General features: G+C 69.2%; 11 protein-coding genes. All 11 read left to right on the top strand.

All coding sequences use genetic code 11. The features are described from left to right. The first annotated feature begins 167 nt into the window (after positions 1-167). Positions 168-1,103, top strand: coding sequence for a transcription termination/antitermination protein NusG (nusG, locus tag ACFC1T_RS01225; RefSeq protein WP_375881982.1), 936 nt, complete (start codon positions 168-170; stop codon positions 1,101-1,103). 167 nt (positions 1,104-1,270) lie between these two features. Continuing rightward, positions 1,271-1,705: a 50S ribosomal protein L11 gene (rplK, locus tag ACFC1T_RS01230; protein WP_375881984.1), complete on the top strand. Its 435-nt coding sequence runs from the start codon at positions 1,271-1,273 to the stop codon at positions 1,703-1,705. 106 nt (positions 1,706-1,811) lie between these two features. Continuing rightward, the gene (gene rplA / locus ACFC1T_RS01235) at positions 1,812-2,534 is read left to right on the top strand and encodes a 50S ribosomal protein L1 (RefSeq protein WP_375881987.1); all 723 of its coding nucleotides are present in this window, start codon (positions 1,812-1,814) and stop codon (positions 2,532-2,534) included. A 264-nt stretch (positions 2,535-2,798) separates the two neighbouring features. Further along, positions 2,799-3,581, top strand: a complete 783-nt coding sequence (locus ACFC1T_RS01240) for a hypothetical protein (protein WP_375881989.1) — start codon at positions 2,799-2,801, stop codon at positions 3,579-3,581. Between the two features lie 104 nt (positions 3,582-3,685). Next, positions 3,686-4,540, top strand: coding sequence for a hypothetical protein (locus tag ACFC1T_RS01245; protein WP_375881990.1), 855 nt, complete (start codon positions 3,686-3,688; stop codon positions 4,538-4,540). Between the two features lie 92 nt (positions 4,541-4,632). Next, complete coding sequence (locus ACFC1T_RS01250; protein ID WP_375881991.1) at positions 4,633-5,550, top strand: hypothetical protein; 918 nt, start codon at positions 4,633-4,635, stop codon at positions 5,548-5,550. Positions 5,551-5,652: 102 nt separating this feature from the next. After that, positions 5,653-6,528 (top strand): hypothetical protein, encoded by an 876-nt coding sequence (locus ACFC1T_RS01255; RefSeq protein ID WP_375881993.1) that lies wholly within the window; start codon positions 5,653-5,655, stop codon positions 6,526-6,528. Between the two features lie 359 nt (positions 6,529-6,887). Further along, complete coding sequence (gene rplJ, locus ACFC1T_RS01260; protein ID WP_350503606.1) at positions 6,888-7,451, top strand: 50S ribosomal protein L10; 564 nt, start codon at positions 6,888-6,890, stop codon at positions 7,449-7,451. Positions 7,452-7,538: 87 nt separating this feature from the next. After that, complete coding sequence (gene rplL / locus ACFC1T_RS01265; RefSeq protein WP_375881995.1) at positions 7,539-7,922, top strand: 50S ribosomal protein L7/L12; 384 nt, start codon at positions 7,539-7,541, stop codon at positions 7,920-7,922. Between the two features lie 685 nt (positions 7,923-8,607). After that, positions 8,608-12,084: a DNA-directed RNA polymerase subunit beta gene (rpoB, locus tag ACFC1T_RS01270; protein WP_375881997.1), complete on the top strand. Its 3,477-nt coding sequence runs from the start codon at positions 8,608-8,610 to the stop codon at positions 12,082-12,084. 116 nt (positions 12,085-12,200) lie between these two features. Continuing rightward, positions 12,201-16,094, top strand: coding sequence for a DNA-directed RNA polymerase subunit beta' (locus tag ACFC1T_RS01275; RefSeq protein ID WP_375882000.1), 3,894 nt, complete (start codon positions 12,201-12,203; stop codon positions 16,092-16,094). The last annotated feature ends 100 nt before the right edge of the window (positions 16,095-16,194 follow it).

Here is a 16,194-nt window from a genome sequence, read left to right on the forward strand (position 1 = left end):
ATCATCGGTCCGGGTCGAGCTGTCGGCGGCGGACGTACGCGCGCGTACCGTGGACTCGGTACTGTTGAAGTCTCCGAGACCTCTCCTGGCGACCGCGCGAGCGGCTGCGCGCCGGGCCGGTTCCGGAGCGCGCCACCTTCACCATCTCCAGGAAAGAAGCAGCCACCGTGTCTGAGTCCCCCCTGTACGACGCCGACGAGACCGTCCGCGAGGCGGATGTCGCCGCCGAGCTGGACGCGGCCGAGCTGGCTGTCGACGCAGAGTCCGCCGAGCAGGTCGTCGACGCCGTGGACAGCGACGAGGACGAGGTCGAGGCGTACGACGAGGCCGAGGCCGGCGAGCCCGCCGAGGAGGCCGCGCTGCACGTGGAGGTCGACGAGGAGCTCGCCGCCGAGGAGTCGGTGGACGAGGAGCCGGCCGAGGACGAGGACGCCGAGGACGCCGAGGACGCCGAGGCCGTCGAGGCGGAGGACGCCGAGGAGGAGGCCGAGGCCGAGGTCGACCCGGTCGCCAAGTTCCGCGAGGACCTGCGCTTCATGCCGGGCGAGTGGTACGTGATCCACACCTACGCGGGCTACGAGAACCGGGTCAAGCAGAACCTGGAGCAGCGCGCCGTCTCGCTGAACGTCGAGGAGTACATCTTCCAGGCCGAGGTGCCGCAGGAGGAGGTCGTCCAGATCAAGAACGGCGACCGCAAGACCATCCGGCAGAACAAGCTCCCCGGCTACGTCCTGGTCCGCATGGACCTCACCCCGGAGTCCTGGGGCGTCGTGCGCAACACCCCCGGTGTCACCGGCTTCGTGGGCAACGCCTACGACCCGTACCCGCTGACCCTGGACGAGGTCGTCAAGATGCTCGCCCCGGACGTCGAGCGCCAGGCGGCCAAGGAGGCCGGCAAGCCCTCCCCGGTCAAGCCGAGCGAGATCCAGGTCCTGGACTTCGAGGTCGGCGACTCGGTCACCGTCACCGACGGCCCGTTCGCGACCCTCCAGGCGACCATCAACGAGATCAACCCCGACTCGAAGAAGGTCAAGGGCCTGGTCGAGATCTTCGGCCGGGAGACCCCGGTCGAGCTCTCCTTCGACCAGATCCAGAAGAACTAGTCACACGGTCTTCGGATTCGGGGCGGGGGCCGACGGCCTCCGCCCCGAATCCGTTTTGGTCCAGCGGCGCGGACGCGTTAGCCTGGCCTGATGTGTGTGCTGGCGACCGGGTGTCGCCCCGCGTCCGCACGCACCAGCAATCACCTCTCGGAAGGACCCGGAGAGACATGCCTCCCAAGAAGAAGAAGATCACGGGGCTTATCAAGCTCCAGATCAACGCCGGTGCGGCCAACCCGGCGCCGCCGGTCGGCCCCGCGCTGGGCCAGCACGGCGTCAACATCATGGAGTTCTGCAAGGCCTACAACGCTGCGACCGAGTCGCAGCGCGGCATGATCGTGCCGGTGGAGATCACGGTCTACGACGACCGTTCCTTCACCTTCATCACGAAGACGCCGCCGGCCGCGCGCCTCATCCTGAAGGCCGCCGGTATCGACAAGGGCTCCAGCGAGCCGCACAAGACCAAGGTCGCCAAGCTCACCAGCGCCCAGGTCCGCGACATCGCCACCACCAAGATGCCCGACCTGAACGCCAACGACCTGGACGCGGCGGAGAAGATCATCGCCGGCACCGCCCGGTCGATGGGCATCACCGTCGAGGGCTGATCAAGCCCCCCGTCCCGTCAGGGGCAAACCGGCTCAGCCGTCCCTGTGGTAGGGCCTGCGCAGGCCCGTCGAATACCACAACTCCAATCACCATTCAGGAGCAGCAGTGAAGCGCAGCAAGGCTCTGAAGGCCGCGGACGCCCAGGTCGACCGCGACCGCCTCTACGCCCCCCTCGAGGCCGTCCGCCTCGCCAAGGCGACCAGCACCACCAAGTTCGACGGCACCGTCGAGGTCGCCATGCGTCTGGGCGTCGACCCGCGCAAGGCCGACCAGATGGTCCGCAGCACCGTGATCCTCCCGCACGGCACCGGTAAGACCGCTCGGGTCCTGGTCTTCGCGACCGGCGAGCGTGCCGAGGCCGCGCGTGCTGCGGGTGCCGACATCGTCGGCTCCGACGAGCTCATCGACGAGGTCGCCAAGGGCCGCCTCGACTTCGACGCCGTCGTCGCCACCCCGGACCTCATGGGCAAGGTCGGCCGCCTGGGCCGCGTGCTCGGTCCCCGTGGCCTGATGCCGAACCCGAAGACCGGCACCGTGACCCCGGACACCGCCAAGGCAGTGAACGAGATCAAGGGCGGCAAGATCGAGTTCCGCGTCGACAAGCACTCGAACCTGCACTTCATCATCGGTAAGGCCTCCTTCACCGACGAGCAGCTGGTCGAGAACTACGCCGCCGCGCTGGACGAGGTGCTCCGCGCCAAGCCGTCCGCCGCCAAGGGCCGCTACATCAAGAAGACCGCGTTCTCGACCACCATGGGCCCCGGCATCCTGGTGGACCCGAACCGCACCCGCAACCTCCTCGTCGAGGAGGACCCGGCCGCGGTCTGAGCCCCAGTGCTCTAGAGCAGTCCGTACGACGGGCCCGCACCCCCTTCACCGGGGGTGCGGGCCCGTCGTCGTTCCTGCGGTGCGGTGCGGTGCGGTGCGGTGCGGTGCGGTCGGGCAGCGGCGCGGCCGGGTGGTGGGGCCCGGCGGGGCGGCGGCGGAAACGGTTGCGGGATCGGGACACGGGCGAAGGGGAACGGTTGATCGAGTCGTCGTACGCTCTGCCGGTCAGATCATGTGGAGAACCTGTGACCGCCGGAGTGTGCCGTGCCGCCCGCCCTTCGTCCCGCCGCGCTCGCGGCGGCCCTGCTGCTGCTCGGCACCACCACCGCCTGCAGCGTGCTGGCCGCCCCGAGCACCCGCGTCCCCGGTGAGCCGGCGCCGATCCCGCCCAAGCAGGTGGTGCTCGCGGCCGCCCAGGCCCTGGACGACGCCGGCGGCGCCCGGGTCGACCTGCTGCGGGAGGGCCCGGACGGCCGGCGCAGCGCGAGCGGCAGCCTGGTCTGGGGCGACCGGGACGAGGTCACGCTGGCCGTCACCGACGAGCTGGGCACCGGGCAGCTGTCCCTCCGGGACGGCGCGCTCGACCTCACGTACCAGGGCGGCGCGGCCAGGCACGCCGAGCGCGCCACCGCGGAGTCGATCGACCCGGCGGCCGGCAACGGCTCCGGCGGCTACGCGGGCGGCTGGATGACCGCACTGGTCACCAACCCGGGCAGCCGGGCGTACGCGATCGCCCAGGCCGACCGGCTCGGCTCGCTCGGCGCCGAGCAGCTCGCCGGGACGACCGTCGCGCACTACCGGGGCTCCGCCCCGGTGGCCGACTACTTCGGCGCGGACCGGGAGTTGGACCCGCAGCAGCTCGCCGCGGTGGTCGGCTGGTACCGGCAGCGCGGGGTCGGCGAGATCGGGTACGACGTCTGGGTCGGTCCCGGCCCGCGGCTGATGAAGCTCCGTGAGACGGCCCGGGGGAGCGCCGGGACCACCGTGACCACGACGGACGTCATCGCGCCCGGGGCGGGGGAGACGACCCCGGCCGCGACCGGCTGACGGGAGGGGATATCCGGTGCGGGTCGGCCCTGGCGATCCGTTAGAGTCCGGCTGAGAAGAAGCCGATGATCGGCTCTTCCGAGGAACTTACGGGGGGTACTTCCATGCGCGCTGTCCGTCTCGCGGCCACCGTCGCGACCGCCGCCGTCCTGCTGGCCGGCGCCACCGCCTGCGGCAGCAAGGGCGGCGACACCAAGAGCGCCGCCGACAGCACGGGCGCCACCGGCGGCAAGGACGCCGCCGCGGCCGCGGCCGGACTCGCCGCCGACCCGAAGGCCGCGCTCGCCGCCTCCGCCCTGGTGATGCAGAAGGCCGGCAACGGCAAGGTCGCCATGACCTCCCCGGACGCCTCCAGCCCGGGCGGCAGCGGCAGCGCCGACTGGAAGGACCCGGGCAAGGTCTCCGTGGACGTGTCCAGCGACATGGACGGCAAGAAGCTCAGGATCCGGGCGATCGGGGCCGACACCTACATCGGCGGCGACGACGCCACGGCCGCCGCCCTCCAGGGGAAGCACTGGGTCAAGGTGCCCGCCACGGAGGAGATGGGCAGCGCCTTCGTGGTGATGGGCCAGATGGTCAACCCGGTCTCCCAGCTCACCATCGCGGCCGCGAGCGGCAAGCTCAGCAAGGTCGGCCAGGAGGCCGTGGACGGCGTCCAGACCACCCACCTGCGGGCCGTCGAGGACACCGCCACCCTGGTGGCCGGGATGACCTCGCTCACCGCGGAGCAGCGCCAGTCCGTCCAGAAGACGCTGGAGCAGGACGGCAAGACCCTCACCATCGACTTCTGGCTGAACGACAAGCAGGAGCTGGTGAAGTACCAGGAGTACGGCGACACCAACGGCCAGTCCAAGGCCGTCACCGTCAAGTACTCCGACCTCGGCAAGGCCGAGAAGATCGAGGCGCCCGCCGCCGGCGACCTCGGCGCCCAGGCCGACCTGCTCAAGCTGTTCGGCTGATCCGGCCGGACACCCGGGCCGGACACCGCACCAACCACCGGCTACCACCCCGGGCGCGTCGCGCGCCCGGGGGTTCTCGAGGGGGGAACACCATGGCTGGAACCCGGAAGGCCGCCGTCGCCGTCGTCCTCGCCGCTCTGGCGCTGACCGCGACCGCCTGCAACGACAACGGCTCCGACGGTGGGAACGCCGCCCCGGCGGCCCCGACCACGGCCGCCGCCGCGACGACCGCCGCCACCCAGGCCGCCCCGCCGGTCAAGGTGAGCCCGGCGGTCTTCCTGGAGCAGGTCACCAAGAAGACCGGCGCGGCCAAGTCGGCCAAGGTCACCGAGGAGATCTCGGTCGGCCAGGTCACCATGAAGGGCCAGGGGGCGCTGGGCTGGTCCGACGGCCTGGAGGCCGACCTGACCATGGACCTCACCGGCTCCCCGATGGCCAAGGCGCTGGAGCCGATCACCGGCGGGCCGAAGGTGCACTACCTGTACACCGCGGACGCGATGTACATGGGTCTGGGCGGTCAGATGGTCCAGGGCGGCGGCCCGCGCTGGCTGCGCTACAGCAAGGAGGAGATGTCCAAGCTCTCCGGGGGCTCGACCGACCAGCTCCAGAGCGCGGACCCGGTCCAGGGCGTCCGGACGCTGATCGCCACCGGCAAGGTCACCGAGGTCGGCCAGGAGACGGTGGACGGCAAGGCCGCCACCCACTACTCCGGGGAGCTCGCCGTCGCCGACCTGGTCAAGGCGACCGGCCGGGGCGTGACCCAGGAGCAGGCCGACCGGCTCAAGCAGAACCTGGACAAGGCCGGCGTCGCCAGTGAGCAGGTCGACGTCTGGGTCGACGCCGACCAGCTGGTGGTCAAGCGGACCGAGCGGGCCGACACCAAGAACGGACCGGTGAACATCGCCGTGACCTACTCGGACTACGGCACGCCGGTCATCGCCGCCACCCCGGGGGACTTCATCACCCTCGCCGACCTGGCGAAGGCCGGCGGCACTCCCGCCGGCAGCTGACGCCGGCCCCCGACCCGGCCGATCAGGTGGACGGGGCGGGGGCTGCCACCGGCCGGACCCGGTCCGGGTGGCAAGGTGGGCCCGGTGAGAGAGGAACGGACGATGGCGCGACGGCAGCGACTGGCGGCGGTGGCCGTCGTCGCCGTGCTCGCGAGCGGCCTGACCGGCTGCGGCGGCGGGGACGCGCCCGCCACACCCTCGGCCGGCGCCAGCGCGAGCACCGCCGCCGCGACCGCCGCCACCCCGACCGGGCCGGCCAAGCCGACCGACCGCTCCCCGCACGGCGTGCTGCTCTCCGCCCAGCTGGCCATGCAGACCGCCCGCCGGGCCAAGGTCGGCTACCGGCTGGGCGCGGACGCCGGCTCCGGCTCGCTGTTCTGGGCGCCCAAGACGGCGGCCCAGCTCAAGCGCTCCACCCCGGGTGACGCCGAGCAGCTGATCGTCGTGGACACCGTCGGCTACCAGGGCGGCGACGCCGCCACCGCCGCCAGGAACGGCGGCAGGCACTGGGAGCGCTTCTCCGTCCCGACCGACCCGGACGGGCACAAGGCGGTCCCGTACGCGGGGCTGCTGGACCTGCTGAACCCGGTCGAGGCACTGGCCGCGGCCACCTCCGACGGGGTGGAGCCGGCCTTCGTCGGTGAGGAGAAGTTCGAGGACTCCACCGTCGAGCACTACCGGGTGACCACCACCGCCGAGAAGTACGCGGCGGCCCAGACCCAGCTGACACAGGCCCGCCGGGACGGCCTGCGGGCCGCACTGGCCCCCGGCGGCTCGCTCGAGCTCACCCTGGACCTCTGGCTGAACGACAAGGACCAGCTGGTCCGGCTGCAGCGCACCGGGAACGGGGACAGCGGCCGGGCGGACGACTCGGTGATCTACTCCGACCCGGCCGGCGCGCTGCTCTCGGCCCAGGCCCCGGCCGAGACGGACACCGTGGACACCGGCGTCCGGACGGTCTCCCCGCTGGCCCGCTGAGCCCGCCGGGGCCCGTTCCGGTTCACCCGTCCGAGGGCGATTTGCGTCGTCCGGACGAGTCCGGTTACTGTTGCCGAAGCCAAAGACCGCTGGTTGTCGCCGCCCCCGTCAGGGAGTCGGTGGCCGAAGGATCTGCGCTTCGTCGCAGGCAGCCCGCGCAGGTGTGTCTGGAGCTTCGACTTCCGGGTCCCGCGTTCGCGCTGGTGCCCGTCGAGGTCGCTACGAGCCCCGTGCGCCTGCGCACCGGGGCTCATTGCATTTTCTGCAAGGGCTTTCCTTCCGTCCGGCCGGTTCGAGGTGTGAATGGTCGACTTTCGCGGTCGGCCGGACTTCGACATCACGGAAGGAGGCGTAAGCCTATGGCCAGGCCCGACAAGGCTGCCGCCGTCGCCGAGATCACGGACAAGTTCCGTGGCTCCTCCGCGGCGCTGCTGACCGAGTACCGCGGTCTCTCGGTGAAGCAGGTCAAGACCCTGCGTCGCTCGCTCGGCGACAACGCCGAGTACGCCGTGGTGAAGAACACGCTGACCAAGATCGCGGCCAATGAGGCCGGGATCTCCGAGCTCGACGACCTGTTCAACGGTCCGACGGCTGTCGCCTTCGTCACCGGTGACCCGGTGGAGTCGGCGAAGGCTCTGCGTGACTTCGCCAAGGAGAACCCCGCTCTCATCATCAAGGGCGGTGTCCTTGACGGTAAGGCGCTGTCCGCCGATGAGATCAAGAAGCTCGCGGACCTCGAGTCCCGCGAGGTGCTGCTCGCCAAGCTGGCGGGTGCCCTGAAGGCCAAGCAGTCCCAGGCTGCCGCGCTCTTCCAGGCCCTGCCGTCGAAGCTCGTCCGCACTGTGGACGCGCTGCGCGACAAGGTCGAGCAGGGCGGTGCCGGTACGCCGGCTCCCGCCGCCGAGGACGCCGCCGCCGAGTAATCGGCAGGCTCACGCCTCGCTGCGGGCCCGTGCCCGCCCAACCCGTACATCCGGCACCACCTGCCGATTTAGTGGAAGGACGCCATCATGGCGAAGCTGTCCCAGGACGAGCTGCTCGCGCAGTTCGAGGAGCTCACCCTCATCGAGCTCGCCGCCTTCGTGAAGGCCTTCGAGGACAAGTTCGACGTCACCGCCGCCGCTCCGGTCGCCGTTGCCGGCATCGCCGGCCCGGGCGCCGTGGCCGAGGCCGTTGAGGAGCAGGACGAGTTCGACGTCATCCTCGACGGCGCCGGTGACAAGAAGATCCAGGTCATCAAGGAGGTGCGCACCCTGACCTCCCTCGGCCTGAAGGAGGCCAAGGACCTCGTTGACACCGCTGGTGCCAAGGTCCTGGAGAAGGTTGCCAAGGACGTTGCCGAGAAGGCCAAGGCCGCCCTCGAGGGTGCCGGCGCCAAGGTCACCGTCAAGTGACTTCTCGCCCCCTCTGAGGGGGCCTGAGACCGGGCCGATCACCCTTGCGGGTGGTCGGCCCGGTCTTTTGTGTTTCCGGGCCCGCCCGCCCTCCCCGCCGCCCGCGGCCGGCCGGCCACCGGTGTGGCCGATCGCGCACTCGGTACTGTCGGCGACGAGGAGTATGGTGATCACCGTCATCGACGGTGGCCCCGACCACGGCTTCTGTAACGCCGGAGGGGTTCGGACCGATGAACGGGTCGAGGCCCGCCCCGCCGGCGGGCCCTTGACGAACCTGGCGAGGCGCGCGATTCTCAAGGCGCGAGTCCGCCCGGTTGGTTCGCCGCTGGATGCATAACCAGCGGCTCGGGCGGGAAATGACTCCACGTGAGTTAGAGCAGTACCCGGTGGGCGCCCGCGCCCCCGGCTACCGGGAGGAGTCTCCGATTCGGTTTCCGAATCAGAGCTGGACAGCAGTGTGGCCTTTGGCTACACTGTCCCTTTGCGCTGCCTGTTAGCTGCTCCGTGACTCGTCGCCCGGAGTTTGCGTTGCCCTGAAGGGGTCTGGCACCGCCTCCGCAAAGCGGCTCTGACCTGGGGTTTCGACCCCGGCGGAGGCCAGCTGCGAGGGAGACGGAATCCAGGCTCAAGCAGGCCCGGCTGGTACGCGCGTAGTGAGCTCCGAGCCCTCGGAAGGACCCCCCTCTTGGCCGCGCCGCGCAACGCCTCGAACAATTCCGCCGCATCCACCGCCCCGCTCCGCGTCTCGTTCGCGAAGATCAAGGAGCCCCTCGAGGTCCCGAACCTCCTGGCCCTGCAGACCGAGAGCTTTGACTGGCTGCTCGGCAACGCGGCCTGGAAGTCCCGGGTCGAGCAGGCGTTGGAGTCTGGTCAGGACGTCCCCACCAAGTCCGGTCTGGAGGAGATCTTCGAGGAGATCTCGCCGATCGAGGACTTCAGCGGGTCGATGTCCCTGACCTTCCGCGACCACCGTTTCGAGCCGCCGAAGAACTCCATTGACGAGTGCAAGGACCGCGACTTCACGTACGCGGCCCCGCTCTTCGTCACGGCCGAGTTCACCAACAACGAGACCGGTGAGATCAAGTCTCAGACGGTCTTCATGGGCGATTTCCCGCTCATGACCCACAAGGGCACGTTCGTGATCAACGGCACCGAGCGTGTCGTCGTGTCGCAGCTCGTCCGCTCCCCGGGCGTGTACTTCGACTCCACCCTGGACAAGGTGTCCGACAAGGACATCTACTCCTGCAAGGTCATCCCCTCGCGTGGTGCCTGGCTCGAGATGGAGATCGACAAGCGCGACATGGTCGGCGTCCGCATCGACCGCAAGCGCAAGCAGTCCGTCACCGTGCTGCTCAAGGCTCTCGGCTGGACCAACGAGATGATTCTCGAGGAGTTCGGCGAGTACGAGTCGATGCGCAACACCCTGGAGAAGGACCACACCCAGGGCCAGGACGACGCGCTGCTGGACATCTACCGCAAGCTGCGTCCGGGCGAGCCGCCGACGCGCGAGGCCGCGCAGACGCTTCTGGAGAACCTGTACTTCAACCCGAAGCGCTACGACCTGGCCAAGGTCGGTCGTTACAAGCTGAACAGGAAGCTGGGCAACGCCGAGTCGCTGGACTCCGGTGTGCTCACCGAGCCCGACATCATCGGTGCGATCAAGTACCTGGTGAAGCTGCACGCGGGCGAGACCGAGTGGCGTGACGAGACCGGCCGCGACATCGTGGTCGAGGTCGACGACATCGACCACTTCGGCAACCGCCGCCTGCGCAACGTCGGCGAGCTCATCCAGAACCAGGTCCGTACGGGTCTCGCCCGTATGGAGCGCGTCGTGCGCGAGCGCATGACCACCCAGGACGTCGAGGCGATCACGCCGCAGACCCTGATCAACATCCGGCCGGTCGTCGCCTCCATCAAGGAGTTCTTCGGCACCAGCCAGCTGTCGCAGTTCATGGACCAGACGAACCCGCTGTCGGGCCTGACCCACAAGCGTCGTCTGTCCGCCCTCGGTCCCGGTGGTCTCTCCCGTGAGCGCGCCGGCTTCGAGGTCCGTGACGTGCACCCCTCGCACTACGGCCGCATGTGTCCGATCGAGACCCCGGAAGGCCCGAACATCGGTCTGATCGGGTCGCTGGCCTCGTACGGCCGGGTCAACGCCTTCGGCTTCATCGAGACCCCGTACCGCAAGGTCGTCGACGGTGTCGTCACCGAGAAGGTGGACTACCTCACCGCCGACGAGGAGGACCGCTACGTCATCGCCCAGGCGAACGCCCCGCTGACCGCGGACCTGCACTTCGCCGAGCCCCGTGTCCTGGTCCGTCGCCGCGGCGGCGAGATCGACTACATCCCGGGCTCCGAGATCGACTACATGGACGTCTCGCCGCGCCAGATGGTGTCGGTCGCGACCGCCATGATCCCGTTCCTCGAGCACGACGACGCCAACCGCGCGCTCATGGGCTCGAACATGATGCGCCAGGCGGTGCCGCTGCTGAAGAGCGAGGCCCCGCTGGTCGGCACCGGCATGGAGTACCGCTGCGCCGTCGACGCCGCCGACGTCATCACCGCCGAGAAGTCCGGCGTGGTGCAGGAGGTCTCGGCCGACTACGTCACCGTGGCGAACGACGACGGCACGTACACCACGTACCGCGCCGCCAAGTTCACCCGCTCCAACCAGGGCACCGCCTTCAACCAGAAGGTGCTCGTGGACGAGGGCGCCCGGGTCGAGGTCAACCAGGTGCTGGCCGACGGCCCGTGCACCGACGAGGGCGAGATGGCCCTCGGCAAGAACCTGCTCGTGGCGTTCATGTCGTGGGAGGGTCACAACTACGAGGACGCGATCATCCTGTCGCAGCGCCTCGTGCAGGACGACGTCCTCTCCTCGATCCACATCGAGGAGCACGAGGTCGACGCCCGTGACACCAAGCTCGGCCCCGAGGAGATCACCCGGGACATCCCGAACGTCTCCGAGGAGGTCCTCGCGGACCTGGACGAGCGCGGCATCATCCGGATCGGCGCCGACGTCGTCACCGGTGACATCCTCGTCGGCAAGGTCACCCCGAAGGGTGAGACCGAGCTGACCCCCGAGGAGCGCCTGCTCCGCGCGATCTTCGGCGAGAAGGCCCGTGAGGTCCGCGACACCTCGCTCAAGGTCCCGCACGGTGAGTCCGGCAAGGTCATCGGCGTCCGCGTCTTCGACCGCGAAGAGGGCGACGAGCTGCCCCCGGGCGTCAACCAGCTGGTCCGCGTCTACGTGGCCCAGAAGCGCAAGATCACCAACGGTGACAAGCTCGCCGGCCGTCACGGCAACAAGGGTGTCATCTCCAAGATCCTTCCGGTCGAGGACATGCCCTTCCTCGAGGACGGCACCCCGGTCGACATCATCCTCAACCCGCTGGGTGTCCCGTCCCGAATGAACCCGGGACAGGTCCTGGAGATCCACCTCGGGTGGCTCGCCAAGCAGGGCTGGGACGTCTCCGGCCTCGCCGACGAGTGGGCCCAGCGCCTCCAGGCGATCGGCGCCGACCAGGTCAGCGGTGGCACCAACCTCGCCACCCCGGTCTTCGACGGTGCCCGCGAGGACGAGATCACCGGTCTGCTGGACAACACCACCCTCACCCGTGACGGTGAGCGCCTGGTGAACTCCACCGGCAAGGCCCGCCTGTTCGACGGCCGCTCCGGCGAGCCGTTCCCGATGCCGGTCTCGGTCGGCTACATGTACATCCTCAAGCTGCACCACCTGGTCGACGACAAGCTGCACGCCCGTTCGACCGGTCCGTACTCGATGATCACCCAGCAGCCGCTCGGTGGTAAGGCGCAGTTCGGTGGTCAGCGCTTCGGTGAGATGGAGGTGTGGGCCCTCGAGGCGTACGGCGCCGCGTACGCCCTGCAGGAGCTGCTCACCATCAAGTCCGACGACGTGCTCGGCCGCGTGAAGGTCTACGAGGCCATCGTCAAGGGCGAGAACATCCCCGAGCCCGGCATTCCCGAGTCCTTCAAGGTTCTCATCAAGGAAATGCAGTCGCTCTGCCTCAACGTGGAGGTGCTGTCCTCGGACGGCCAGTCCATCGAGATGCGGGACTCCGACGAGGACGTCTTCCGCGCCGCCGAAGAGCTCGGCATCGACCTGTCCCGGCGCGAGCCGAGCAGCGTCGAAGAGGTCTGACGGAGGTCGGGCCGGCTCGCGCTTCTGAATCAAGCAGAGCGCGCAGCCGGCCCGCCCCCAGGCCCCCCTCAGACCACAGACAAACTCTCGAATCACGAAAGAGGGCTTGACGACCAGTGCTTGACGTCAACTTCTTCGACGAGCTCCGCATCGGCCTGGCCACCGCCGACGACATCCGCCAGTGGTCGCACGGCGAGGTCAAGAAGCCGGAGACCATCAACTACCGCACCCTGAAGCCCGAAAAGGACGGCCTCTTCTGCGAGAAGATCTTCGGCCCGACCCGGGACTGGGAGTGCTACTGCGGTAAGTACAAGCGCGTCCGCTTCAAGGGCATCATCTGTGAGCGCTGCGGCGTCGAGGTGACCCGCGCCAAGGTGCGCCGCGAGCGGATGGGCCACATCGAGCTGGCCGCCCCGGTCACCCACATCTGGTACTTCAAGGGCGTGCCGTCCCGCCTCGGCTACCTGCTCGACCTGGCGCCGAAGGACCTCGAGAAGGTCATCTACTTCGCCGCCTACATGATCACCTGGGTCGACGACGAGCGCCGCCAGCGCGACCTGCCGTCCCTGGAGGCGCACGTCTCGGTCGAGCGCCAGCAGATCGAGAACCGCCGCGACTCCGACCTCGAAGGCCGCGCCAAGAAGGCCGAGTCCGACCTCGCCGAGCTGGAGGCCGAGGGCGCCAAGGCCGACGTGCGCCGCAAGGTGCGCGAGGGCGCCGAGCGCGAGATGAAGCAGCTGCGCGACCGCGCGCAGCGCGAGCTCGACCGCCTCGACGAGGTGTGGGCCCGCTTCAAGAACCTCAAGGTCCAGGACCTGGAGGGCGACGAGCTGCTCTACCGCGAGCTGCGCGACCGCTTCGGCACCTACTTCTCCGGCTCGATGGGCGCCGCGGCCCTCAAGGACCGCCTGGAGACCTTCGACCTGGCGGAGGAGGCCGAGCGCCTCCGCGAGATCATCCGCACCGGCAAGGGCCAGAAGAAGACCCGTGCGCTCAAGCGCCTCAAGGTCGTCTCCGCGTTCCTGCAGACCAGCAACAAGCCCAACGGCATGGTGCTGGACTGCGTCCCGGTCATCCCGCCGGACCTGCGTCCGATGGTGCAGCTGGACGGTGGCCGCTTCGCGACCTCCGACCTGAACGACCTGTACCGCCGCGTGATCAACCGCAACAACCGCCTGAAGCGCCTGCTCGACCTCGGTGCCCCCGAGATCATCGTGAACAACGAGAAGCGCATGCTCCAGGAGGCCGTCGACGCGCTGTTCGACAACGGCCGCCGCGGCCGTCCGGTCACCGGCCCGGGCAACCGCCCGCTCAAGTCCCTGAGCGACATGCTCAAGGGCAAGCAGGGTCGTTTCCGTCAGAACCTGCTCGGCAAGCGAGTCGACTACTCGGCCCGTTCGGTCATCGTCGTCGGCCCGCAGCTCAAGCTGCACCAGTGCGGTCTGCCGAAGGCCATGGCGCTGGAGCTCTTCAAGCCGTTCGTGATGAAGCGCCTGGTCGACCTGAACCACGCGCAGAACATCAAGTCGGCCAAGCGCATGGTCGAGCGCGCCCGCCCGGTCGTGTGGGACGTGCTCGAAGAGGTCATCGCCGAGCACCCCGTCCTGCTGAACCGTGCGCCCACCCTGCACCGCCTCGGCATCCAGGCCTTCGAGCCGCAGCTGGTCGAGGGCAAGGCCATCCAGATCCACCCGCTCGTCTGCACCGCGTTCAACGCGGACTTCGACGGTGACCAGATGGCCGTCCACCTGCCGCTCTCCGCGGAGGCGCAGGCCGAGGCCCGCATCCTGATGCTGTCCTCGAACAACATCCTCAAGCCGGCCGACGGTCGCCCCGTCACCATGCCGACCCAGGACATGGTGCTCGGCCTGTTCTTCCTGACCTCGGACCGCGACAACGTGAAGGGCGCCGGCCGCACCTTCTCGTCGACCGCCGAGGCGATCATGGCCTTCGACGCCCGCGAGCTGGACGTCCAGGCCCCGATCGAGCTGCGCCTGGCCGCCGGCACCGTCCCGCCCCGTGGCTGGACCCCGCCGGTGGACGAGGAGGGCCAGTCGACCTGGTTCGACGGCGAGCCCTTCCGCCTCAGCACCACCCTGGGCCGCGCGCTCTTCAACGAGCTGCTGCCCGAGGACTACCCGTTCGTCGACTACGAGGTGGGCAAGAAGCAGCTCTCCGCGATCGTCAACGACCTGGCGGAGCGCTACCCCAAGGTCGTCGTCGCGGCGACCCTGGACAACCTCAAGGCGTCCGGTTTCCACTGGTCGACCCGCTCGGGCGTCACCGTCTCGATCTCCGACGTCGTCGTCCCGCCGAACAAGCCCCAGATCCTCGAGGGCTACGAGGCGAAGGCGGAGAAGGTCCAGCGTCAGTACGAGCGCGGCCTGATCACCAACGACGAGCGCAAGCAGGAGCTCATCGGCATCTGGACCCAGGCGACCAACGAGGTCGCCGAGGCCATGAACGAGAACTTCCCGAAGACGAACCCCATCTTCATGATGGTCGACTCGGGTGCTCGTGGAAACATGATGCAGATGCGCCAGATCGCCGGTATGCGTGGTCTGGTGTCCAACGCCAAGAACGAGACCATCCCGCGACCCATCAAGGCGTCGTTCCGTGAGGGTCTCACCGTGCTGGAGTACTTCATCTCCACCCACGGTGCCCGTAAGGGTCTGGCGGACACCGCCCTCCGTACCGCCGACTCCGGCTACCTCACCCGTCGTCTGGTCGACGTCTCCCAGGACGTCATCATTCGCGAGGAGGACTGCGGCACCGAGCGCGGCCTCAAGCTGTCGATCGGCTCCGTGGGCGCCGACGGCGTGCTGCGCAAGGCCGACGACGTCGAGACCAGCGTGTACGCCCGCATGCTCGCCGAGGACATCACCGTCGACGGCAAGCTGCTCGCCACCGCCAACACCGACCTCGGTGACGTGCTGATGGACGAGCTGATCCGCCACGGCGTGTCCGAGGTCAAGGTCCGCTCGATCCTCACCTGTGAGTCGGCCGTCGGCACCTGTGCCTTCTGCTACGGCCGTTCGCTGGCCACCGGCAAGCTGGTCGACATCGGTGAGGCGGTCGGCATCATCGCCGCCCAGTCCATCGGTGAGCCCGGCACCCAGCTGACCATGCGTACCTTCCACACCGGTGGTGTGGCCGGTGACGACATCACCCAGGGTCTGCCGCGTGTCGTCGAGCTCTTCGAGGCCCGCACCCCCAAGGGTGTGGCCCCGATCTCCGAGGCCACCGGCCGCGCGCGGATCGAGGACACCGAGAAGACCCGCAAGATCGTCATCACGCCGGACGACGGCACCGACGAGATCGCCTACCCGGTCTCGAAGCGTGTCAAGCTGCTGGTCAGCGAGGGCGAGGCGGTCGAGGTCGGCCAGAAGCTGACCATGGGTGCCACCAACCCGCACGACGTCCTGCGCATCATGGGCCAGCGCGCCGTCCAGATCCACCTGGTCGCCGAAGTCCAGAAGGTCTACAACTCGCAGGGCGTGTCGATCCACGACAAGCACATCGAGATCATCATCCGGCAGATGCTCCGCCGCGTGACGATCATCGAGTCGGGCGACGCCGAGCTGCTCCCGGGCGAGCTCGTCGAGCGCGGCCGCTTCGAGACCGAGAACCGTCGCGTGGTCTCCGAGGGCGGTCACCCCGCCTCCGGCCGTCCGCAGCTGATGGGTATCACCAAGGCCTCGCTGGCCACCGAGTCCTGGCTGTCGGCCGCCTCCTTCCAGGAGACGACCCGGGTCCTCACCGACGCGGCGATCCACGCCAAGTCGGACCCGCTGCTGGGCCTCAAGGAGAACGTCATCCTCGGTAAGCTCATCCCGGCCGGTACGGGTCTGCCCCGCTACCGCAACATCCGGGTCGAGCCGACCGAGGAGGCCAAGGCCGCCATGTACTCGGCCGTCGGCTACGACGACTACGACCTGTCGCCCTTCGGCGCTGGCTCCGGCCAGGCGGTTCCGCTGGACGACTACGACTACGGCCCGTACACCGGCTGAGTCGAGCGTCACTGATCGCAGGGCGGTCACCCCTCACGGGGTGGCCGCCCTGCGGCGTTTCCGACCGGTGCTCCCGGCGGGTGTTCCGGGCCGGCGCTCC

This window comes from Kitasatospora sp. NPDC056076 (genome assembly GCF_042266305.1).
Classification (GTDB): domain Bacteria; phylum Actinomycetota; class Actinomycetes; order Streptomycetales; family Streptomycetaceae; genus Kitasatospora.

What these genes read in the sequence shown, in the direction of transcription:
- rplK (WP_375881984.1), top strand. Translation starts at nt 1,271, where the DNA reads ATGCCTCCCAAGAAGAAGAAGATCACGGGGCTTATCAAGCTCCAGATC.
- ACFC1T_RS01245 (WP_375881990.1), top strand. Translation starts at nt 3,686, where the DNA reads ATGCGCGCTGTCCGTCTCGCGGCCACCGTCGCGACCGCCGCCGTCCTG.
- ACFC1T_RS01250 (WP_375881991.1), top strand. Translation starts at nt 4,633, where the DNA reads ATGGCTGGAACCCGGAAGGCCGCCGTCGCCGTCGTCCTCGCCGCTCTG.
- ACFC1T_RS01255 (WP_375881993.1), top strand. Translation starts at nt 5,653, where the DNA reads ATGGCGCGACGGCAGCGACTGGCGGCGGTGGCCGTCGTCGCCGTGCTC.
- rplJ (WP_350503606.1), top strand. Translation starts at nt 6,888, where the DNA reads ATGGCCAGGCCCGACAAGGCTGCCGCCGTCGCCGAGATCACGGACAAG.
- rplL (WP_375881995.1), top strand. Translation starts at nt 7,539, where the DNA reads ATGGCGAAGCTGTCCCAGGACGAGCTGCTCGCGCAGTTCGAGGAGCTC.